21 protein-coding genes are annotated in these 21,238 nt (G+C 66.0%); 9 read left to right on the top strand and 12 right to left on the bottom strand.

All coding sequences use genetic code 11. From position 1 onward, the window contains the following. Positions 1-698 precede the first annotated feature (698 nt). Entirely contained in the window at positions 699-1,934 is a 1,236-nt protein-coding gene (locus tag ACLBYA_RS06095) for an MFS transporter (protein ID WP_447708453.1), read from the top strand. Positions 1,935-1,966: 32 nt separating this feature from the next. Here ACLBYA_RS06095 and ACLBYA_RS06100 read toward each other — a convergent pair whose 3' ends face one another. Further along, positions 1,967-2,518: a YaeQ family protein gene (locus ACLBYA_RS06100; protein ID WP_447708454.1), complete on the bottom strand. Its 552-nt coding sequence runs from the start codon at positions 2,516-2,518 to the stop codon at positions 1,967-1,969. A gap of 601 nt (positions 2,519-3,119) precedes the next feature. Here ACLBYA_RS06100 and ACLBYA_RS06105 point away from each other — a divergent pair. Continuing rightward, on the top strand, positions 3,120-4,409 hold the full coding sequence (locus ACLBYA_RS06105; protein ID WP_447708455.1) for a sensor domain-containing phosphodiesterase: 1,290 nt from the start codon (positions 3,120-3,122) through the stop codon (positions 4,407-4,409). A 196-nt stretch (positions 4,410-4,605) separates the two neighbouring features. Here the strand turns inward: ACLBYA_RS06105 and ACLBYA_RS06110 are convergent, their stop codons facing one another. The 5 genes from ACLBYA_RS06110 to ACLBYA_RS06130 are packed head-to-tail and all read right to left on the bottom strand — an operon-like array spanning position 4,606 to position 7,031. Beyond that, positions 4,606-5,445 (bottom strand): SDR family NAD(P)-dependent oxidoreductase, encoded by an 840-nt coding sequence (locus ACLBYA_RS06110; protein ID WP_447708456.1) that lies wholly within the window; start codon positions 5,443-5,445, stop codon positions 4,606-4,608. Beyond that, positions 5,442-5,780, bottom strand: coding sequence for a nuclear transport factor 2 family protein (locus ACLBYA_RS06115; protein WP_447708457.1), 339 nt, complete (start codon positions 5,778-5,780; stop codon positions 5,442-5,444). Before ACLBYA_RS06115 ends, ACLBYA_RS06110 begins: the two co-directional genes overlap by 4 nt. Positions 5,781-5,813: 33 nt before the next feature. After that, positions 5,814-6,323, bottom strand: a complete 510-nt coding sequence (locus ACLBYA_RS06120) for a putative immunity protein (protein WP_447708664.1) — start codon at positions 6,321-6,323, stop codon at positions 5,814-5,816. 37 nt (positions 6,324-6,360) lie between these two features. Further along, the gene (locus tag ACLBYA_RS06125) at positions 6,361-6,693 is read right to left on the bottom strand and encodes an MmcQ/YjbR family DNA-binding protein (RefSeq protein WP_447708458.1); all 333 of its coding nucleotides are present in this window, start codon (positions 6,691-6,693) and stop codon (positions 6,361-6,363) included. Between the two features lie 44 nt (positions 6,694-6,737). Further along, positions 6,738-7,031, bottom strand: coding sequence for a hypothetical protein (locus ACLBYA_RS06130; protein ID WP_447708459.1), 294 nt, complete (start codon positions 7,029-7,031; stop codon positions 6,738-6,740). A gap of 396 nt (positions 7,032-7,427) precedes the next feature. Here ACLBYA_RS06130 and ACLBYA_RS06135 point away from each other — a divergent pair, with 396 nt between their 5' ends. Together ACLBYA_RS06135 and ACLBYA_RS06140 are read left to right on the top strand one after the other, a co-directional pair. Beyond that, the gene (locus ACLBYA_RS06135) at positions 7,428-7,640 is read left to right on the top strand and encodes a heavy-metal-associated domain-containing protein (protein ID WP_447708460.1); all 213 of its coding nucleotides are present in this window, start codon (positions 7,428-7,430) and stop codon (positions 7,638-7,640) included. 23 nt (positions 7,641-7,663) lie between these two features. After that, positions 7,664-9,730: a heavy metal translocating P-type ATPase gene (locus tag ACLBYA_RS06140; RefSeq protein WP_447708461.1), complete on the top strand. Its 2,067-nt coding sequence runs from the start codon at positions 7,664-7,666 to the stop codon at positions 9,728-9,730. On the opposite strand, the gene ACLBYA_RS06145 is transcribed toward ACLBYA_RS06140, so the two are convergent. After that, positions 9,720-10,235, bottom strand: a complete 516-nt coding sequence (locus ACLBYA_RS06145; RefSeq protein ID WP_447708462.1) for a TetR/AcrR family transcriptional regulator — start codon at positions 10,233-10,235, stop codon at positions 9,720-9,722. The two genes, ACLBYA_RS06140 and ACLBYA_RS06145, sit on opposite strands and share 11 nt — an antisense overlap. Positions 10,236-10,322: 87 nt before the next feature. Here ACLBYA_RS06145 and ACLBYA_RS06150 point away from each other — a divergent pair, with 87 nt between their 5' ends. Next, positions 10,323-10,616, top strand: a complete 294-nt coding sequence (locus tag ACLBYA_RS06150) for an SDR family oxidoreductase (RefSeq protein WP_447708463.1) — start codon at positions 10,323-10,325, stop codon at positions 10,614-10,616. 120 nt (positions 10,617-10,736) lie between these two features. Continuing rightward, a complete protein-coding gene (locus ACLBYA_RS06155; protein ID WP_447708464.1) occupies positions 10,737-11,825 on the top strand; it encodes a GGDEF domain-containing protein in 1,089 nt (362 codons plus the stop codon). Here ACLBYA_RS06155 and ACLBYA_RS06160 read toward each other — a convergent pair. From ACLBYA_RS06160 to ACLBYA_RS06175, 4 genes are read right to left on the bottom strand one after another with little or no spacing between them, the layout of a single operon-like run. Continuing rightward, positions 11,809-12,783 (bottom strand): SIS domain-containing protein, encoded by a 975-nt coding sequence (locus tag ACLBYA_RS06160; RefSeq protein WP_447708465.1) that lies wholly within the window; start codon positions 12,781-12,783, stop codon positions 11,809-11,811. The genes ACLBYA_RS06155 and ACLBYA_RS06160 overlap by 17 nt on opposite strands. Further along, positions 12,780-13,985 carry a glucosamine kinase gene (locus tag ACLBYA_RS06165; RefSeq protein ID WP_447708466.1) on the bottom strand — a complete coding sequence of 402 codons (1,206 nt, stop codon included), beginning with the start codon at positions 13,983-13,985 and terminating at the stop codon, positions 12,780-12,782. The genes ACLBYA_RS06160 and ACLBYA_RS06165 overlap by 4 nt, the downstream gene beginning before the upstream one ends. Before the next feature lie 3 nt (positions 13,986-13,988). Continuing rightward, positions 13,989-15,293 carry a glycosyltransferase gene (locus ACLBYA_RS06170; RefSeq protein ID WP_447708467.1) on the bottom strand — a complete coding sequence of 435 codons (1,305 nt, stop codon included), beginning with the start codon at positions 15,291-15,293 and terminating at the stop codon, positions 13,989-13,991. After that, the gene (locus ACLBYA_RS06175; protein WP_447708468.1) at positions 15,290-15,919 is read right to left on the bottom strand and encodes a TetR/AcrR family transcriptional regulator; all 630 of its coding nucleotides are present in this window, start codon (positions 15,917-15,919) and stop codon (positions 15,290-15,292) included. The genes ACLBYA_RS06170 and ACLBYA_RS06175 overlap by 4 nt, the downstream gene beginning before the upstream one ends. Before the next feature lie 202 nt (positions 15,920-16,121). On the opposite strand from ACLBYA_RS06175, the gene ACLBYA_RS06180 reads away from it, so the two are divergent. The 3 genes from ACLBYA_RS06180 (at position 16,122) to ACLBYA_RS06190 (ending at position 20,700) form a co-directional block, all read left to right on the top strand. Beyond that, the gene (locus tag ACLBYA_RS06180; protein ID WP_447708469.1) at positions 16,122-17,510 is read left to right on the top strand and encodes an NAD(P)/FAD-dependent oxidoreductase; all 1,389 of its coding nucleotides are present in this window, start codon (positions 16,122-16,124) and stop codon (positions 17,508-17,510) included. Positions 17,511-17,522: 12 nt separating this feature from the next. Next, complete coding sequence (locus ACLBYA_RS06185) at positions 17,523-18,980, top strand: aminobutyraldehyde dehydrogenase (protein WP_447708470.1); 1,458 nt, start codon at positions 17,523-17,525, stop codon at positions 18,978-18,980. Positions 18,981-19,263: 283 nt separating this feature from the next. Continuing rightward, entirely contained in the window at positions 19,264-20,700 is a 1,437-nt protein-coding gene (locus ACLBYA_RS06190; protein WP_447708471.1) for an APC family permease, read from the top strand. Here ACLBYA_RS06190 and ACLBYA_RS06195 read toward each other — a convergent pair. Continuing rightward, entirely contained in the window at positions 20,685-21,137 is a 453-nt protein-coding gene (locus ACLBYA_RS06195; protein WP_447708472.1) for a hypothetical protein, read from the bottom strand. The two genes, ACLBYA_RS06190 and ACLBYA_RS06195, sit on opposite strands and share 16 nt — an antisense overlap. Between the last annotated feature and the right edge of the window lie 101 nt (positions 21,138-21,238).

Below are 21,238 nucleotides of genomic sequence, written 5' to 3' on the forward strand. Positions count from 1 at the left end.
AATGCTGCCGGACGGGCGGTGACAGACCGGCCGATTCCTGTGGATCCTGGCTGTGGTGAGATGGCGGAAACCCGTCGTAACAGGAACTATCTGGGGAAATCTCAGCGGCCAATCAAATCGTATGCTGCACAGGAATATCTGGACGAAACCCCTTAGGCCTCTCTGGGCAAAGGCCGGGCTACACAGGGATACGCAAATCAGGATCGTCAACGATGGCACTGAAGCCCTGGAGCCGGTTGTGGACCGTTGCGAACGGTGCCAGGCATGACCCGCAGCGATAGAACCGACTCGGCCGCAGCAGGTTACGTGATGTCGCTCGACGAGATCATTGGTTTCTACGCCGGTACGTTCACCGGTTTCCACCAACGCCGTGCGATCTCCGTGACAAACTCGAAAAGCGCACGTGGGAGCGGCGTCGTTCGCCATCCAGTTCGGCAATCGACAGAGTGTCGTCTGCTGGGTTCATCTCGTGCTTCGCGTGGTCAGGCTCCCAAGCAGCGTGCATCGATCCGAACGTCGCGACGGGATCGCCTAGTGTCAGGTGATGGCAACCGTCGGTCTGTCCGCTTCGACATGCGGAGGAAGGCCGGGGCGTCGTCGATTCCGCCGCTACTCCGGGCGTCTGACACCAGCCATTGGGCGATCGTCCGTGCTGTGGCACCGCCACCGCAACCGTTGTCGCTCAGCCCGATAGGTGGATGACCAAGATCGAGAATCAACCGGCACCCAGCGCGGCCCGCGGGCTGCGCTGGGTGTTGTCGACACTGTGCGTCACCGAAATCACCAGCTGGGGTGTGCTCTACTACGCCTTCACCGTGCTGTCGCCGCAGATCAGCGCCGACACCGGTTGGTCGGCACCCGCCGTGACTGCAGCGTTCTCTGCCGGGCTGGTGACCTCGGCGCTGGTGGGCATCCCAGTCGGCCGCTGGCTGGATCGGGTCGGACCACGCTGGATCATGACCGGCGGTTCGGTGCTCGGCGTCCTCTCGGTGCTCGCGGTGGTAGCTGCGCCGAACTTCGGCTGGTTCGCCGGCGCCTGGGTGTTCTCCGGCGTCGCGATGAGTGCGGTCTTCTACGCGCCTGCCTTCACCGCACTGACCCGGTTCTTCGGCACGGACGCGGTGCGTGCCCTCACCGTGCTGACCCTGGTGGCCGGATTCTCCAGCACCGTGTTCGCCCCGCTGACCGCCACGCTGTCAGCCCAATTGGATTGGCGACATACCTATCTCGTGCTGGCGGCAGTGTTGGCGATCGTCACCATTCCAGCGCACTTCTTCGGGCTGCGCCGTCCATGGCCGCCGATCACCACCGACCATGTGGTCGAACCCGCCACCCACACCGCGCGGTCATGGTCGTTTCTGGCGTTGGTGTTCGCATTCGCACTGGCCGGTCTGGCCTCTTTCACGGTCATCGCCAACCTGGTGCCCCTGATGAACCAGCGGGGCATCAGCACCGGCGCCGCGGCGGTAGCGCTCGGCTTGGGCGGCGCCGGGCAGGTGTTGGGACGACTGGGCTATCAGACACTGGTGCGTCGGATCGGCGTCGTGCTCCGCACCGTGCTCATCATGGTCGGTGTGGCGGCCACCACCGCCCTGCTCGGAGTGTTCACCTCTTACGAGGCGCTGGTGGTCGTGGCGATCGGGGCCGGCGTGATGCGTGGCATCATGACGCTGCTGCAGGCCACCGCGGTAACCGAGCGTTGGGGCTCAACCCATTACGGTCACCTCAGCGCACTACTCAATGCGCCGATCATGATCGCCACAGCGGTCGGCCCGTTTGTCGGGGCCGCGTTGGCCAGTGCGCTCGGCGGTTACGCGGCAATGTTTGTTGCGCTCGGTGCCGTCGCGGCCGCGGGGGCACTGGCCGCCATGGCCACCACGCCGCGTACTCCATCGGCACAGCACGCCGGTCGGCGGTGCAGCCTCGGCCGGTGAGGGTTGTGTGCAGCCCTGGTCACGCCGCCTGGTCACTCCAATAATTCGGGCGTAAAGGTGACATCGACCAGGCCCACGGTCATCGTCACCTGCCCTTCCATCACCATCACCTGCGCCGAGACCCGTCGATCAACGCTCTGGGCGAGCTCCTGCACCGCTGTGTGCGGTATCTGAAGCACCGTCAGGTTGCGCAGCCCCGCCACTTTGGGGCCCACGGTGCGCCACCAGGTGGGCACGCCGGCGGCGAACGGGAACAGCAGCACCTCCTCGGCCTGACTGGCCGCCTTGCCCAGGACGCGTTCATCGGGCTGGCCGACATTGATCCACTCCAGGGTGCGGCCGGTGTAGTCGGCGAGCCGCAAGTCCGGCACGCCCGGCGTGGACAGGCCCGGCCCGAACGTCAGCTCACCCTCGTTGTTGCTCAGTCGGTGTGCGCGCAGCCCAAATGCCAACAACCGCACCACCATCCGCTCATCGTTCTCGCTGGGATGGCGCGCCACCGTCAGCGTGTGGTCGGCGTAGTAACCGTGATCGACATCGGAGACGCCGAGTTCGACTTTGAACACTGTTGCAGAAAGGGCCACGTCCTAGTGTCCACCCCCGCGGTCGTGCCCGAGCATTCGGGCCGCTTCAAGAGTGATATGCACGCACAGTGTCGACATGAACGTCACGACGGATCGTCTACTGTCAGGCGATGGCGACCGTCGGCAAGCTGCGAGTCTGGTACTCCGAGGAAGGCTGGGGTGTCATCGATTCGTCGATACCCCCGGTGGCTGTTGGGTGGACTTCACCCACATACGAGCCGATGCCGGCCGTGTCGCACGAGGCTTTCGTCGAATTGCCGACGGCCAGTCGGTGACATTCATATGGGAGAGGTATCCGCAGGACGGTTATGACTTCCGAGCCACCGCGGCGTGGCCTGCCGCAGACACATGGCACCAGCCGGTGGACAACCGTCCTGTCCGGGGGACGAATGACCTACGGTCGCCCGTTCAGTATGAGACTGCTCGACGTCGGTGACGGCAACCAGATGTACTGGGAACGTCGAGGAAACCGTATGGGTCGCACCGTATTGCTGGTGCACGGAGGGCCAGGCACGAGAACGGCAGTTGCTTCGATGTCCCGCGGTAATTGAATTATCAAGAAAGCAAGCGGCGCTGACCATATCGTGTTGCAATAAGAAGAATGGCTGGCTCATTCGCCGCACACAGCGCGCCTGATAGAGATCTTGATGCTGCCGCGAATGGGGTCGGACTGCGTCCTCTTTTTCAACCGATCGTATCTCTACCAGAGGCGAGAGTCGTCGGATACGAGGCGCTGGCTCGGTGGCCGAGAACTAGCTCTTTGAGCCCGCTTTCCGTGTTCACCCACGCCGCCCGCACGCGCAACCTCGATTCGTTGGACCGTGCATGTCTGATCGCAGCCGTGGAGACTGCATTCGATGTGGGGATCCCACGCGGCAGTATGCTGGCCGTGAATTGTGAACCGGCAAGTACCTTTTCGCCGGCCAGCGACGTGCGTATTTCACGTGCTGCGTCAGAGTTCGCCATGGTTTTCGAGCTCACCGAACGGAATCTACTCAGCAATCCCGCGGCCTTGATCAGGAAGGTTGCCGCGCTTCGCGCAGCGGGGTTCGCGGTTGCTCTGGACGATGTGGGTGCCCACACGGACTCGCTTGCTCTTCTGGACGTGATTGAACCTGAAGTGATCAAGCTGGATTGGAACTTGATCCAAGGGCAGACTCGTCGTCATCAAACACAAACCCTGGCTGCGGTCCTGGCCCATCACGAGCGCACCGGCGCCGTCATTGTCGCTGAGGGTATCGAGACTGAGGCCCACCAGGAGCGCGCGGTTGCTGTCGGCGCAGCTCTGGGTCAGGGATACAAGTTCGGTTCACCACAAACGCCCGGTACGCACGATCTGTGCGCGGTGATGCCGTGGACGGCAGACCTGCTCCCAAGAAACAGCTTTCACGCGTATCCGGTTCAGGGCGAATCTCCATTCGACTGGGCAACGCGCAACGTCTCGGCCGTTTCAGTGCGAAGTGCGCGCAAGGCGACACTTACAGCGTTTTCACGCCACATCGAACGCCAGGCTGCGGATACGGTGGATCCAGCGATGGTTCTCGCGGCGATCCAGGACGGTCGAAACCTGACTGCGTCGACACTGCGTCGCTACGAAAGTCTCGCGCGAACAGCTCCCCTGGCGGCGGTCCTCGGTCGGAACGTGGATGCGAGCCCGGCTTCGGGCGTGCGCGGAGTCGCTCTGGATGCCGACGACCGGCTATGCCTGGAATGGACAGTGGTGACACTCGGGCCGAGGACTGCGTCTGCGTTGATAGCCCGCGAAAGAACGCCCACCCAGCATTCGTCGGACGACGATCGGCTGTTCGACTTTGTTTTGACGTTCGATCGCGCAATTGTGGCAGCGGTAGCGCGACTGCTCCTCCTTCGAATCGGTGTTTCCGAGCCTTGACGGTGCTCATCGGGGGTCGGGCCCGACTGCCAAGGGGGCTTCGGTGCGGAACGGACCGGGATGTCGCACGGTCGTACGATCGATCCAGCTCCTCCGAAAGCATTGATTAGCAAATATATTGATGGAAAGTGTCCCGGGTAGGAGGGCTGCCTCACGTGGTCAGTCCGCCGCGCTGGGAGCCGCTAAGCAGCAGACCTCAGTCCGGGAAATCTGCTCTACGAGACAGAGTTTCGCTCGAACGGATATCGGTCAGGCTCCGCTCCAGGGTGTCGATCACGGCATCGTATCCGCCGTTACCCAAAACCAGCCGACGGGGCGGACTGTCTTGTTCCATTGCCGCGATCACTGCGCGGGCGCCGCGGCGCGGATCACCGGGCTGCACACCGTTCATTCCCACGAATGCGGCGCGGACCTGCTCCAGCATGTCGTGGTACTCCGGAATCGGCTCCGCCACGGGCTCGTCGGCGAAGCCGGCATAGGCGTTGGTGCGGAACGCCCCCGGCTCGACGGTCAGCACGGAGATGCCCTGCGACGCGACCTCCGCGCGCAACGTGTCGGTGACCGCTTCGATGGCGAATTTCGTCGCGCTGTAATAGCCGAATCCGACCGCGGCCACCATCCCGGCCACCGAGGACACGTTGACGATCCACCCGCTGCCGCGGGCGCGCATACCCGGCAGCACCGCGCGCGTCACCGACATCACCGCGAAGAAATTCAGCTCGAACATCGCCCGTACCGAGGACTCGTCCATCGCCTCGATCGACCCGAACCAGCCGCGACCGGCGTTGTTGACCAGGATGTCGATACCGCCCCAGTGCTCCTCGACGGTTTTCACCGCACGCTGGACCTGCGCCGCGTCGGTGACATCCAACGGCACCACTAGGACACGGTCACCGAAGGGCTCGGCCCACGTCGCCAATTCCTGGGGACGTCGGGACGTGAGTGCCACGCGGTCCCCGGTTTCCAGTGCCGCCTCGGCGAACGCCACCCCGAAGCCACCGGGTGTGCCCCCGGTGATGAACCACCGCCTGCTCATGGCTCGATCACCAGTCGGCTGATCAGCCCACCATCCAGCTTGAAGCGATAGTGCAGATCGGCGACCCCGCCCGGGAAGTTGCCTTCCAGGTGCTGCTTGACGTCGACGGTCGTGTCGGTCGTCGTCGCGCCGGTGAACGCCGTCGTATACGTGTACTCACTAACCGACCTGGTCAGCCAGGCCGCGATCTCGTCCCGTCCGGTGTAGTCGCGGCCCTCGTCGGTCACGACGGCGTCGGCGGTGAAGGTGGCGAGCGCTCGGTCGTCCTGTCGGCCGTCGAGTGCGTTCATGAAGGTCGTGATGTTGTCGGGGAGCCCGGCCCATTTTGTGGTCATGACCCTACGGTGAGGTCTCCCCCAGGGGGAAGGTCAACCCTGTTCGGCGCGCAGCACCGCGTCCAAGGTGGCCATGAGCTGCGACATCCGGCTGTTCGTGGGTGGCAAACAGGGATACCGGCGCAGGACATCGACCACGGTCGGGGTGGCGCGGCGGCACGCATCGTCGATCACTCGGCTCGCGGCGGCTGCATCGCCGTGCGCCTGGAGTTCGGCGATGCGAGCGCAGCTGGCGGCCGCACGCAAGATGTGTCCGGTTTGGGTGGCTCGCGCGATCGGGTGCAGGTAGGCCGCCGAGGCGGCATCGCCGGCCGATCGGGCGGCAAGTCGTGCCGCTTCGCTCGGTGCTTCGCCGGCCGCCCGATGTGCCTGCACTGACGCGACCCGCTGCAGCCTGCTGCGGGCAGCACCGTTCGCGAATTCCCATGCCGCCTCGATGGCAGCGCGCGGCCGAGAGTCATCTGGCTGCGCCGCTTCGAAGATCGGCAGGACCGTCTGCGCGGTCTCGGCCACAAAGCACGTCACGACACGAAGCTCGTCCATGGTCAGATTGAAGTCGCCTGCGACCACTGGCTCTCCGTCACTGCTCGTCGGTCAGCCGACTTGGAGCGGCCTGCCGCCAGGAGTCGAGCAGAACATCGTGCAACTCCTGCTCGTCCTCGAGTGCAGCCAACCGGACCCGCACCCAGGCCGAGGGCGCCTCATGTGGCGGCACCCAGAACTTCTCCGGTTCGGCGGCGATCAGTTCCTCGCGGTCAAAGCGCGGGCAGCGCACGGCGAAGGACGTCTCGTCATCGGGCACCGTGACGAACATCTTGCCGGCCACATCGAAGGTCGGATGTCCCCAGCGCTCCTTCTCCCGGGTCTCGGGCAAGGACAACGCGCTCCGGCGCACATCGTCGGCATCGAGCACGACGATCAGCCTACGGGTATGTACCCATCACCTTCATCGAATCTTCATCCGACCTGGAACGGACCCATACCCGCACCGCCGACCCTGGAGTGCAGGTGGCGAGAGGACCTGCCGCCAGGAACCGAGGAAGGATGTGCGATGCAGCACAAGCGATATGGATACGGGCTGGCCGCGGTCGCGGCAGCAGCTCTGCTGGTCAGTGCCTGTTCGGGTGCGACGACGGAATCGACGGCATCATCGACCGCCGGCACCGTGGCCGCGGCACCCGCCGCCAGCACGATCGCCTGTGCTGCCAGCAGGCGCAGGCCGAGGCCGGGCCGCCCGCGGGTGGTGCTCATTCGCCGGTTCCCATCCGATATCCCACACCGCGGACCGTGCTGATGTACCGGGGTTGCGCGGGCATTTCGGCTCTTCTCACAAGGCGACACTGGGCAGCATCTACGTAGTTGGTACGGAGATGACGGTAGCACACGCCGCCTTGGACGGCGGCGGGCGGTTCCCCAATCGAGACGATGAAATTCGTTGCCGCCGAGTGGGATAGCGGGATCCAGCGCCAGGCGGGCTGCGCAGTATCGGCGGTGCCGGTATGGCTTCGCTGGAGCTTCGATGAAGTTTTCGTAAAGGGTGTTCACCGGTCGGCCGCGGCTTACATATACCCCTTGCGGGTATACCCACCAGGGGTATATGTTCGGCTACAGGTACCCGGTAGGGGTATTGGATCGGAGGGAGTCGATATGAGCACGGCCACATACACGGTCACCGGGATGAGCTGCGGACATTGCGAGGCATCGGTCCGCCGAGAGGTCGCCGGAATCGCCGACATCCAGGACGTCAGCATCAGCGCCAAGACCGGCACCCTCGTCGTGACCTCGAGCGGACCGTTGGACGACGCGCACGTGATCAGCGCTGTCGACGAGGCCGGCTATACCGCGGTGCGCGCCGACTGACCGGGAGTCTTGGAGGAGGCGTCATGGAAGAACACAACGGACACGTCATGGCCGGCGAACACGCCGGCGATGATGCCCAGCACCATGGCCACGGTGCGCATGCGGGCCACGGTGACCACGTCGCGCAGTTCCGAAAACTGTTCTGGATCAACCTGATCATCGCCATCCCGGTCATTGCCTTCTCGACGATGTTCGCGATGCTCATCGGCTACACCATTCCCGCCATCCCCGGTGCGCGCTGGGTTGCTCCGGTGCTGGGCACGCTGATGTACGTGGTCGGCGGGCGACCGTTCCTCACCGGAGCGGTGTCTGAAATCCGTTCCCGGAAACCGGGAATGATGCTGTTGATCGGGCTGGCGATCACGGTCGCCTTCTTCGCGTCCTGGGCCGCGAGCCTGGGCCTGGTGCATCACGAGCTTGAGTTCTGGTGGGAACTGGCGCTGCTCATCGTCATCATGCTGCTGGGCCACTGGGTCGAGATGCGGTCGCTGGCGCAGACCACCTCGGCGTTGGACTCCCTGGCCGCATTGCTGCCCGACGAAGCCGAAAAGGTCGACGGGGACCGCACCATCACCGTCGCGCCCGCGGATCTGCGGGTCGGCGATCTGGTGATCGTCCGGCCCGGGGGCAGCGTTCCCGCGGATGGCCGCGTCGTGGACGGCCGCGCCGACGTCGACGAATCGATGGTCACCGGGGAATCCCGGCCCGTCTCGCGGGGCGTCGGCGACAGCGTCACCGCCGGCACGGTCGCCACCGACTCCGGCCTGCGCATCGAGATCACCGCCATCGGTGCGGACACCGCGTTGGCCGGCATCCAGCGACTGGTGAGCGAGGCGCAGAACTCCTCGTCACGAGCCCAGCGGCTGGCCGACCGCGCGGCCGGGTGGCTGTTCTGGTTCGCTCTGGCCGCCGCGGCGATCACCGCGCTGGCCTGGACGATCGTCGGGGACCCCGACGCTGCCGTCGTGCGGGCGATCACGGTCCTGGTCATCGCCTGCCCGCATGCGCTCGGCCTGGCGATACCACTGGTGGTCTCCATCGCGACCGAACGCGCGGCCCGTGGGGGCGTCCTCGTCAAGGACCGGTTGGCGCTGGAAGCGATGCGGACCGCCGACGTGGTGATCTTCGACAAGACCGGCACTCTGACCAAGGGCGAGCCCACCGTCACAGCGGTCGAGGTGGCTGCCGACCTCGACGAGGCCGCGGTTCTCGCCCTGGCTGCCGCCGCAGAGTCCGACAGCGAACATCCGCTGGCCCGGGCCATCGTCCGGGCCGCAGGCCAACGTGGCATCAATGTGCCACGAGCCGAGGAGTTTTCGTCGTCGCCGGCGGTCGGTGTCACGGCCACCGTGGATGGCCAGGTCATCCGGGTGGGTGGGCCCCGCCTGCTGGAGGCGGTCGATGCACCGGAAGTCGGTGCCGCTGCGTTTTGGCGCGAGCAAGGTGCCATCATCCTGCACGTCGTGCGCGACGGGGCGGTCATCGGCGGGCTGCGATTGGCCGACGAGATCCGGCCCGAATCGCGGGAGGCCGTGGATGCGTTGCACCACATCGGGGTTGAGGTGGTCATGATCACCGGTGACGCCGACGCGGTGGCGAACGCCGTCGGCGACGAACTCGGCATCGACCGAGTGTTCGCCGGTGTTCGCCCAGAAGAAAAGGCCGCCAACGTGGCCACGCTCCAACGCGAGGGCAAGATGGTCGCGATGGTCGGAGACGGTGTGAACGATGCACCTGCGTTGGCCCAAGCCGACGTCGGCATCGCCATCGGTGCCGGGACCGACGTGGCGATCGCCTCGGCGGGCGTGATCCTCGCGAGTTCGGACCCGCGCTCGGTGCTCTCGGTCATCGAACTCTCCCGCGCCGGGTATCAAAAGATGAAGCAGAACCTCTGGTGGGGAGCCGGATACAACTTGGTCTCGGTGCCGTTGGCGGCCGGTGTGCTCGCCCCGATCGGCTTTGTGCTGCCGATGTCGGTGGGCGCGATCCTGATGTCCCTGTCGACGATTGTGGTGGCGCTCAACGCGCAGCTTCTGCGACGCCTGGACCTGAGCCCGGCGGCGAGCGTGCGGGCCGTCCTCAATCGCTGACGGACCGGTTGGTATCCGAAGAAAGCTGCTCGCCAAGAAGAGTCGCGACACCTGCCAGTGCCACATCGACGATGGCGTCCAGCCGTGACTGCGGCGTGCCGGCGCCGGCGTGGACCGCGAGACCCTGCCCGACCGTTACCACGTAATCGGCCAGCGCCGCGGTGTCGAAGCCGTCCGGACGCTGTGATACATCGGTGGTCGCGGCCAGCGCCTTGGCGACCGTGTCCTCCAGGCCTTGTCGATACTCGGCCAGCAACCGCGGAATGTGCGCGTTGTTCGGGCCGCACGCCAACCCGCCCTGGATGGACAGGCATCCCGGCACATCGCCATGCGGCGCGGTGTCCGCGATGGGACGCAGATAGGACTCGATGACCTCGTAGGTGGTGTCCTTGGCCAGCACCATATCGAGCTGTTCGCGGTACCGCTGCCCGTAGCGCTGCAGCGCCCGGACGAACAGCTGCTCCTTGCTGCCGAACGCGGCGTACAGGCTCGGGGCGGCCGCCATCCGCGCCGATGTGACCGAGCAGGCCGAACTCGATCGGGTCGCGTCCACCGTCGAGGGTTCCGGGCGCCGGCGACATCGTCTTTGCCAATGCCGGCATCGCCGAGGTCGCCGCACTCGGCGATATCAGCTGGGAGCACCGAGCTCGTCGACCGCAAGATCCGCGTCAACGTCGTCGCCCCGGGTGTCACTGAGACGCCCGGTCTGGCTGATCTGTTCTCCGGCGCCGACGACGCACTGGCCGCCCTGACTTCTTCGATACCGATGAAGCGGCGCGCCCGGCCGGAGGAGAACGGCAGCGTCATCACCTTTCTGGCCTCCGAGGGCAGCAGCTTCATGACCGGCTCGGAGATCTACGTCGACGGCGGCGGCAGTCAGCTCTGAGTCGGTCGGCTCAACTGCGACGGATTCGTCCATCGGCCGGGTACAACACCGCTTCCCGTGGTGCAATGGCCCCCACGCTGGTATCGGTCAGCGGAAAGGTGATCTGGGGGAGGATCGGCCGTGCGCCGTACTGGGCTGTTCGCTGCGGTTGCGGGAGGGTGGCGTCAGCCGGACCGGTACGACTGGGTGGTTCAGTTGGTGCAGTCCAGTGGGTACGGGCTGCTGACCCGGCTGGGCATCGCCGTCGGCTGCGTCGCGATCGGGGCTTGGCCGATCCTGATGGCATTCAGTTCGCGCGGGGTGAGTGGGACGGCGAACCAGATCGTGACGGTGATCTGCGGTGTCATCGCCCTGCTCTTCGCCGGTGTGTGGTTGATCGGATGGCCGTCCTACCGGCAGTCGAAGGTCATCGTGGTGGTCCTGAACGCCAGCATCGCGATCAGTTGTGTGCTCTACGTCCTCGACGACAAGCCGATGACCGGCACCTTGGCTTTCGCGCTGACGGCGAGCTATGTCGCCTGCGTGCACACTCTTCCGTCGCTCACCGTGGTGCTGGGGCTGGCCACGGTGCCGATCGTGATGCGGATGGTGATGGTGGGCCTGGACGGCGAACTCGCCGACGGCCTGGCCGACGGGCTGTTGCGGTTGACGTCGGTGATCGTGGTGCCGATGACGATCCGGATCCTCGTGCAACTGCTCGGCGATACCGCGGTGGTCTCCGACATCGATCCGCTCACCGAGCTGTTGAACCGCCGAGGACTGGTACGGGCGGTCCGGCAGCTGGTCGGCACCGACGGGCCCCACCGCATCTGCATGACGATGGTCGATATCGATGACTTCAAGACCATCAACGACACGTTCGGTCACGCTGCCGGAGATCAGGTCCTGGTCACGTTGTCGGACATGCTGCGCCGGACCTGTCCGGACGATGCGGTGATCGCCCGGATCGGGGGTGAGGAGTTCGCCGTCGTGACGCTGTGTGATGTCGGAGAAGCAACCGATATCGCCGAGCGGCTCAGATCGGAATTCGGGTACCAGCAAACCGAATTCACGGCGAGCTTCGGCATTACCGCCACCACGGTGGGCCCCGACGATGATGTCGACATCATCAAGTTGACCGACCGCCTGCTGGCGGCCTCCGACAAGGCCATGTACGTCGCCAAGCGGGCCGGGGGCGACCAGATCGAGGTGGTCAGCCTGGCGGGTTGACGGTCTGCCAATCCCGCGCCGCCACCAGTTCGGGCACCAGCGTCTCGGTCAGCAATCGAACGTCGTCGACATCGTCACCCGGGTAGCGCACCGTCGTGGTCGCTGTCGGGACATCGGCGCCGACGGCGACGATCGTGGTCCTCCGCGGGCCGGTCCACTCGGCCATCTGCGCCTCCCAGGGCGAGCCGCCGAAGACCAGCATCCGCAGATCGGAGTTCTTGGTGCGGTACACGTCGACATGGCTCCAGTCGCCGCTCTCGCAGCCGATGGCCGACCGGCGCGGCCCTTCCCGCAACATCAGCGCGCCCTGCTGCGCCGAGGACAGTCGGCGTGCGGGCGCCACCAGATGGGTCTCATCCGGACCGAGTAGAAGTTCGGACACCGATGGGCGCCAGTCACTTTCGGTGGACAGCAGGTGTGCGCTCGCACGTGCCGACGCCTCGATGGTGCTCACCAGGCCGGCGGTGGGTGTACCGGTCAGCTGGCATTCCAGCGCCAACAGCAGCGCCAGGGTGTGCTGAAAACTGCGGCAGGCCACCCCGCCGGCCTCCGGATCGGCCAGTAGTTCGACTGTGGCGGAACAGCGTTCGCTGATCGCTGAGCCTTCAGTATTGGTCAGCGCAACCGTCGTCGCCGCCGGATCGAGCCGGTCGAGGGCATCCAGTGTCTCCACCGAACCGCCCGACGCCGAGGTGGCCACCACCAAGGTGTCCGGCCCCCACACCGGCAAAAGGTCCGAGGACGCGATCTCGGAGACCGCACAGATGCCCCGGGCCCGCAGCCGGCCCGCGGCCACCCCAGCGGCATACGCCGAGGAGCCCATGCCGAGAAAAACAACGCGTGTCACGCCGGATGGCACCACGGCAGACCACGGGTTCGCCTGTGCCAGTGCGTCAGCCAGCCGCGAGAGCACCTCAGGCTTGCGGGCGAGGTCGGCGGCGAAGGCATCGGGGTTCATCGGCTCATCTCATCGAGTAGGGCGGGTAGTGCCGCATCGGGCACATACATCCAGCGCGGCAGGTGCCGGCCGGCGTAGACGATCTCACGCAGCACCTGCTGCAGCCGGAAAGGTATCAGGGCCTGCGCGACATCCAGGTCGCTGCGGCCGGCATCGTCCAGCCGATTCCGATAGGCGTCCAGCAGTGCGGCGCGGGCGTCGGCATCAACCGGAGCCAGACTGGCCTGTGCGAGCTCACTGCGCTTGCCCGCCACGATCGCGACGTGGCACAGCGACTGCACGATGCCGGCCAGGTCGACCGCGGTGGGTGCCGGCAGCACACGTTCGGCCGGGGGCAGTACTGGATTGCCGTCGAAATCGGTGATCACCAGATCTGCTCCGGCGCGCAGGATCTGGCCGACATGCAGGTCGCCGTGCGCCTCCAGGACCGGGATGTCGACCAGGCCGGCCAAGCCGTCGAGGGCGCCGGCAATGGTGTCGGCCCGCGTGTCGAGCAGCTCGGCCGTGTCCGGAGCGGCCAGCTCACGCGCGGCTGCCAAGGTGGCAAAGGCATTGTCCCGCCAGCGTTGTGCATCGGCGGCCGTCGACCGGGTCACCGTGGCCGCCAGTGCGATGTGCAGGTCGCCGACCACCGTGCCCAACTCGCGGCAGGTGTGCACCACGGTGGTGCGGTCAGCCGAACGCGCTGCTGCCTTGAATTCGTCGACGGCCCAGGTCCAGCCGTCCTCGGCGCCGGGCAGATAGCCGTTCACCGTTGCCGCAAGAGTCGCCACACCCCCTTCGGGTGTCCAGGTGACCACACCCCACGGGGTGGGCATCGCGGTGAATCCGGCGGAGGTCAGCGCGGCGAGTCGGCCGGGCGCCGGGTGCGGCCCGGGTTCCAGGTGGGTCGCCCACTTGACCACGGCGACGTCACCGACGATCACAGACTCGTTGGTCTGATCGACGGTGACCGGGCGCTCGCCCGCGGGGACGGCTCCCGCGGTCCAGGACATCACCTCGAACCGTCCATGTGAGGACCGGCCGGGCGCGCCGACGATCAACCGCAACAGGGCCTCGGCCACTCCGTCACCGGCACCGGCGCGTCGCCATCGGTCACCGTCGGCCACGGCAGGGACCGCCGCCAGCGAGCCGTCCCGGTCGATGATGGCCAGCGCGTATCGGTCGTCGAGACGCAGCAGATCGAGCGGTTCCAACTCCACGGGTCAGGCGCGATGCGCGTGGCCGACAGTCTCGATGACATCAGCGGCCCGCTCGATCCCGTCGCGTTCGCGGATCTGCGCGCCGATCGCCGAAACCTTCTCGCGCAGTGCGGTATCGGCCAGGATTCGGTCCAGCGCGCCGGTAAGTTCGTCATCGGCGAAGTGATAGGTGTCCAGCCGCACCCCGAGGCCGAGTTCGTCGACGCGCTGGGCGTTCTCGTACTGGTCCCAGAACAGCGGGAGCACGATCAGCGGCTTGCCGAAGTGCAGCGATTCGGTGGTGGTGTTGTTGCCGCCGTGCGAGATGACGGCGTCGACCAGTGGGATGATCCGGGTCTGCGGCAGCATCTGCGCGCCGACCATGTTGTCGGGCAAGGTGATCTTGTCAGCCTGCGGCCCCTTGCTGACGATGAAGCGGTGCGGTGTGCGGCCCAGCACGTCGACCAGGCGCTGCATCAACTCGACATCGGCGGCGCCCAGCGACCCCAGCGACAGGTACACCAGGGCGCTGCCGTCCGGGCGGTCGGCCATCTCGGCGGGAAGTCGGTATTCCTCATCGGTTTCCCGGATGCTGGAATCGATACGCGTCCAGGAGTCGCCGAGCGGACGCCGGTCGGTGTAGTCGGCCTCGGCCGGATAGTTGTAGATGGTGGCGGCGTTTTCGCGCGGCATGAACTCCAACTCCGGAAGTGGTTCTCCGCCTTGCTCACGAACCCAGGCATCGAAGTCCTGCCACATCGGGCGCAGCACCCGGTCGTATTCCGCCGTGTAGTCCGCCCATGCCGAACGATCATCGCTGGGCAGTCCCGAGAACGGCGGTGGGACATCGGAACCCGGTACTTCCAGCGGGCTGCACGAGATGAAGCGGACGAACGGCTTTCCGGCCGTGGTCAAAGCAGGGAACAGCACCACATTGTCCTCGACGATGACGTCGGGTTGGTGGGTGGCGATGATCTCGCGCAGTCGCGGCTCGCAGTACTTGGCTCCGTCGATGAGGGCTTGGAAGGTGGGCGCGATGAACGTCTCGAGCTGCGCGATAGTGGGTTTGGCGAACTCGGGTGCGGTTTCGGCGATGAAGTCGGTCCAGAACTGTCCGGCGTCGCCATCGGCAGCCTCGGGTGCCGGTTCGGCCAGATCGACCAATTCCTCGATGAAACCGTATTTCTTGATCTTCCCGGCCCAGGAGGATTCGGCGGCGAACACGATCGTGTGTCCGCGCTCGCGCAGCTTGGCGGCGACACCGATGCATTGGTTGGTGGGTCCGTAGGCGGATTCCGGCCAGAACATGATGGTGAGGGAGTCGCTCATCGGTGTTTCCTTTCGTCCTGCGCCGTGCGGGGCAGCGGGTGACCGGTTGCCACCCGCGCGTAGTCGAGGATCAGTTCGGTGGAGGCGTCGGCATCGAGGCTGGGATGCCGGGCCACCATGCGGTAGCCGTAGGCGTCCTCGAGCGCGACGATATTGCGGGCGATGTTCAACGACCGTGATGTCAAGGTGAAAACACCCTGTGCCGCACCGGATTCCAGGATCACCTGGTACATGGCCACCTGCCGGTCGAACAAAGCCGTCAGCAGGACGCCGTAGGTGGGGTAGCGCCCGGCGGCGCCGCCCAGTTCGCACAAGAGCTTGACGGCGGGATCGTCAGAGTCGACCGGCAGTCCGGATTCGATCGTGACCACCAGGCGGCGGTCCGATTCGGCGATGCCCTCGATGGCGCGCAGGCGCTCGTCGTAGAACCGCTCCATGCCGGCGCGATTGGCCTCGACGAGCAGGGTCTGCACATCCGGGAAGTGGTAGAGCACTGCGCCGGAGGTGAGGCCTGCCTCGGCGGCGACCTGGTTGAGCTGGACGTCGGCCCCGTGTTTCATCACGGCGCGCTGCGCGGCATGTAGCAGCTTTGCGCGTCGTTCCGTGCGGCTGACGGGCACCGACACCTCCTGAAATCTATGTCCCGGCTCACTGTGCCAGAGATTCCGCCCCTGCGCTGGAAAAACTTGAACTGTTACTCAGTTTTAACGACTAAATATCGCTCTACATGCGAATTTACGGCTTGCACTCCTTGAAATTCAGTGCAACTATCGTCCCTGCCGCCCTCGCCGATCCGCGATGGCATTCCCTTCACCCCCGGAGCCCCAGATGAGAAGCGCCGACCTGTTGCGCGATGCCGAACCCCGGCCCGTGTGGTGGGACGACATGCCGACGGAACCACGCACCGAACCGCTGACCGGGCAGGTGCGCGCCGATCTCGTCATCATCGGAGCCGGTTATACCGGCCTGTGGGCAGCGATCGAGGCACTCACCGAGAACCCCGGTCGCCGCGTGGTCCTGCTCGAACAGCACTGGGTCGGTGCGGGCGCATCCGGGCGCAACGGTGGGTTCGTATCCGAGTCGCTGACCCACGGCGTCGCGCACGGTGAGGCGATGTGGCCCGATGAACTCGACGAGCTGCAGCGGCTCGGCCGTGAGAACGTCGCCGAGATCGCCGCCTTCCTGCGTAGCCACGACATCGATGCCGACCTACGACTGGTCGGCAAGACCACGCTGGCGCGCACCACCCACGAGTACGACGCATTGCGGCGCGCGGTGTCCGTCTACGGCCGTCGCGCCGAACAGGTCCGCTTCCTCGATCGCGACGAGGTCCGCGCCGACATTCATTCGAGGGCGTTCCTCGGAGGACTGCGCATCAGCAGCGGCGGCCTGGTCGATCCGATGGCCTTGACGCTCGGATTACGCCGTGTCGCCGAGGAATTGGGTGCCGCCATCTTCGAGAACACCACGGCCTCCGGGATCACCCGGACCGGTTCGGTCCTGACCGTCCGCAGCGCACGGGGTGCCGTGGAGACCGACCAGGTGCTACTGGCCTCCAACGCCTACCGGCCCCTGCTACGTCGGCTGCGCGCCTGGATGCTGCCCGTCTACGACCATGTGCTGGCCACCGCACCGCTGACCGCGGACCAGGTGGAGTCCGTCGGCTGGACACAGAATCAGGGACTGACCGACGCAGGCAACCAGTTCCACTATTTCCGCCGCACCCGTGACGACCGGATCCTGTGGGGCGGATACGACGCCATCTACCATTTCGGCAACGCCGTGCGCCCTGACCTGGAGTTGCGCGATCAATCGCACCGGCTACTGGCACAACACTTCCGGGAGACCTTTCCGCAATTGTCCGATCTGCCGTTCACCCACCGCTGGGGCGGCGTCATCGACACCACCACCCGGTTCACCCCGATCTTCGGCACGGCCTTGAAGGGCCGGCTTGCATATGCGGTCGGATTCACCGGACTGGGAGTGGCATCAACACGATTCGGCGCCCGGGTGGCGCTGGACCTGCTGGCCGGGCGGAGCACCGAGCGGACCCGGCTGAAGGCGATCACCGGCACCGCGGTGCCGTTTCCACCCGAGCCGCTGCGCTGGCCGGCCGTCCAACTGACCCGGGCCGCGCTGGCGCGCGAAGACGTAACCGGGCGCCGTGGACCGCTTTTGCGCACGCTCGACCGGTTCGGTGTGGGCTTCAACAGCTGAGGAGTGCAAGACATGACCGCGGGACGATTCCACCGAGGCCGGCGCCTGCCGGGCTCGGGTGAGCGGCGGGTCCTTCACAACCCGTCCACCGGGCTGGCGACCACGACGGTCACCGAGGCCTCGGTGCCGGAGTCGACGCAAGCAGTCACGGCAGCGGCCGAGGCCTTCCACGAGTGGTCGCGGCGCACCGCCGGCGACCGCGTCCGTGTACTGCTGCGCTGGGCTGATCTGATCGACGCGCACGCAGCACAGCTGACCGCCTTGGAGATTGCCGAAACCGGTAAGCCCGACGCGGTGTTTCGCGACGGTGAGCTCCCGTTCGGCACCGACAACCTGCGCTTCTTCGCCGGTGCGGGCCGGTCTTTGGAGGAGACCGGCGCCGGGGTGCTCAGCGAGGGCTATACCTCGATGATCGTCCGCCGCCCGGTGGGCCCGGTCGTCGGAATCGCGCCATGGAACTTCCCGCTGATCATGGGTCTGTGGAAGATCGGACCGGCACTCGCGGCCGGCAACACCATCGTCGTGAAACCCGCGCCATCGACCCCGTCGAGCACCCTCTACCTTGCCGAACTCGCGATCGAAGCCGGTCTGCCGCCGGGAGTTCTGGAAGTGGTGACCGGGGATCAGGCCGTCGGGCAGGCATTGGTGGCCGACGAACGGGTGCAACTGGTTTCGATCACCGGGTCCACCCGGGCGGGGCGACAGGTGATGTCGGCCGCGGCGCTGCGCGGTGCCCGCGTCCATCTGGAGCTCGGCGGTAAGGCGCCGTGTCTGGTGTTCGACGACGCCCACCTCGACGACGCGGCGCATGGCATCGCACTGGGCGCGACCTACAACTCCGGGCAGGACTGCACCGCCGCCACCCGCGTCTACGCCCACGAATCCGTGTTCGACGACCTGGTGCAGCGACTCGTTAATGCGTTCAACACGATTCGTGTCGGCGATCCGCGCGACAAGAACACCGATATCGGTCCGCTGATCAATACCGAGCATCGTGACCGCGTGCACGGATTCGTCGAACGTGCGGTGGCCGCCGGGGCGACGGTGCACTGCGGCGGTGCCATTCCGGACGGCCCCGGCGCGTTCTACCCGCCGACGCTGATCACCGGGGTGCCGCAGTCCGCCGAGATCGTGCAGGACGAGGTGTTCGGTCCGGTGCTGGTGGTCCTGCCGTTCCGGGATGAGGCCGAGGCCATCCGGCTGGCCAACGACTGCCGCTACGGACTGGCATCGTCGGTCTGGACAACCGATGTCGCCCGTGCGCTGCGTACCGCTCACGCCATCGAAGCAGGTGTCACCTGGGTCAACGACCATCTGCCGATCGCCTCGGAGGCCCCGCACGGCGGGGTCAAGGCCAGTGGTTTCGGCAAGGACATGAGCCAGGCCGCGGTGGCCGAGTACACCGTCGCACGCCACATCATGGTCAAGCACGCGCCGCGGGTGGCGCACGACTCGTTCCGTCCCTCATGAAAAGGACCGTCCGACAACACCAATAAGCGACGAAACCATCCGGATACCCTGATCCGGGTGGTTTTTCATGTCCAGTGACGATGGTGAAAATGTTGGTGGACAACAAATTATCGATTCCAGATGCGAGATGACCACCGGGCGTCTAGCGTGTGAACCGCGCAGCCGGTCCGTGAGAAACGCTCCGGTGTAACGGAATAGGCGAGGCACTGATCCATCGGAGCTGTGCCGACATCAACACCCGACATCGATGTCGAGGACTCAGCATCAAGCACTGGAGGTTCACATGGCGACCAAGGATGACGCCACCGCGCTGCACTCGGTGGACGAGGTGTTGCCGCGGAAGATGCGTTGGTTCGACGGCTTCGCGATGGCCATGACGATGCCCGCCGCGCTGGTCGCGACGTTGGGCGCGTCGATCGCCGGGCTCGGTGGCTGGGGCGCGGCAATCCTCTGGGCGATCTCGATGGCCATCTCGTTGGCGGTGAATTGGATCTACATCGAACTGGCGGCGATGTTCCCGAATGCCTCCGGCGGCATCTCCGGGTACGCCGCCGAGGCCTGGAAGAAGCGCGTCCCGTGGTTCGCGCCGCTGGCCGGCGTGGGCTATTGGCTGCCGTGGGGCTCCAACCTGGCTACCTACGGATCGTTCACCGGCCTTCTGGTGCAATCACAGTGGTTTCCCGACACGCAGTGGGCGGTCGACCTCGGTCCGCTCCACCTGAGCTTCCCGATCCTCGTCGGTCTGGTCGTCATCTTCGTGCTGTACGGCATCAACATCATTGGCGTCCGCGTCACCATGGCCTTCGTCTACGTCACCGCCGCCATCCTGATGATCCCGCTGGCGGTGTTCATCTTCTTCCCGCTCTTCAGTGCCGACTGGGCGCCGATGGATCTGACCTGGAAACTGCACGGGCTGGAAGGCCTGCACACCGCGATCGTGTGGCTCTACGTGATGGCTTGGACGACACTGGGTATCGAGGTGTGCGCCACCTTCGCCTCGGAGTACCGCGATCCGGTGGCCGACACCTCACGCGCGATCCGCGCCTCGGCGCTGTTCTGCCTGGGTGTCTTCTTCCTGGTGCCACTGACGCTGGGCGGTTTCGCCGGTGAACAGGCCATCGGCGAGGACCCGTCGACTTTCTTCGTGGCCAGCTTCTCCCAATTGACCGGTGCCGGTGCGGATGTGATGGTGCTGTGCCTGATCGCATCGCTGGTGCTGGTGATGTTGACCTCGGTCGCGGATGCCTCGCGCGTGCTGTTCAACATGGGTAAGGAGGGCATCACCGTCCGGTCGATGGGCAAGCTGAACCGTCGTGGTGTGCCGGTGCGGGCGCTCAACGTCATGCTGGTGCTCAATGTCGTTCTGCTGGTGGTGCTTCAGCAGCCGTTGGCGATCATCGTGACGGGCAACCTCGGCTACATCCTGGCCCATGTGCTGGCCGTCGCCGGGTTCGCGCTGCTACGCAAGGACCGCCCCGAGGCATCGCGGCCCATCCGGCTGCCGCAGGTGTTCGTGCCGCTGTCGATCGGGTTGGCCACCCTGCTGGGCATCCTGCTGGTGGTCGGCGCCACCGGATTCTCCATCACCGGATACGGCGGTGTTCTCGAACTCGGTATCGCGCTTTCGATTTTGGCCGCCGGTGTAGTGCTGTGGTGGCTCGTCCAACGGCGCGACCGGGCGGTCGCTGCCGCGTCATCGCCGGATCAGGGCAGCGCGTAGTCCATCGGCGGCCCGTTGAGGGCCGCGGCGTCGCGGTGGGCCACCGTCGTGGCGATGGTGCTATCACCGCGGGCCACCCCGATGATCGAGACTTCGTCGTTGACCGCGAAGGCGGCCGCCGTGTCACCCATCTGACTGCCGGCCGCGGTGATGCCGTGTGTCTGGTTGTCGAGGAGGAACGTCCGGGCGACTCCGTCGGCGCCCATCGCGGTCAGCGACGTCGGCGACACGGCGATCAGCCGACCGTCCTGCATGACCGGCTGCACGGCATTGGCGATCGGGGCAGGCGCAGGATCGTGCGGGTGGGCGCTCTGCGCGGACTCCGCGGTCTGCATCACCAGGGCGGTCACGACGGCAGCGAAAGCCACGGCAAAGGAGATCGTGAGGCTGATCGTCGTGCTGATCGGCGTCCGCCGCGCGTGCTTGCCGGTGTGCACGTCATTGACCTCCTTTGCGTTGATGCGGGGTTACCCGGCATCACGGTGGGAGTAAACAGTCACCGTCCGTTCGTTTGGGGGATGACCGGTGCGCTCTGTGA

This window comes from Mycobacterium sp. C31M (genome assembly GCF_053345865.1).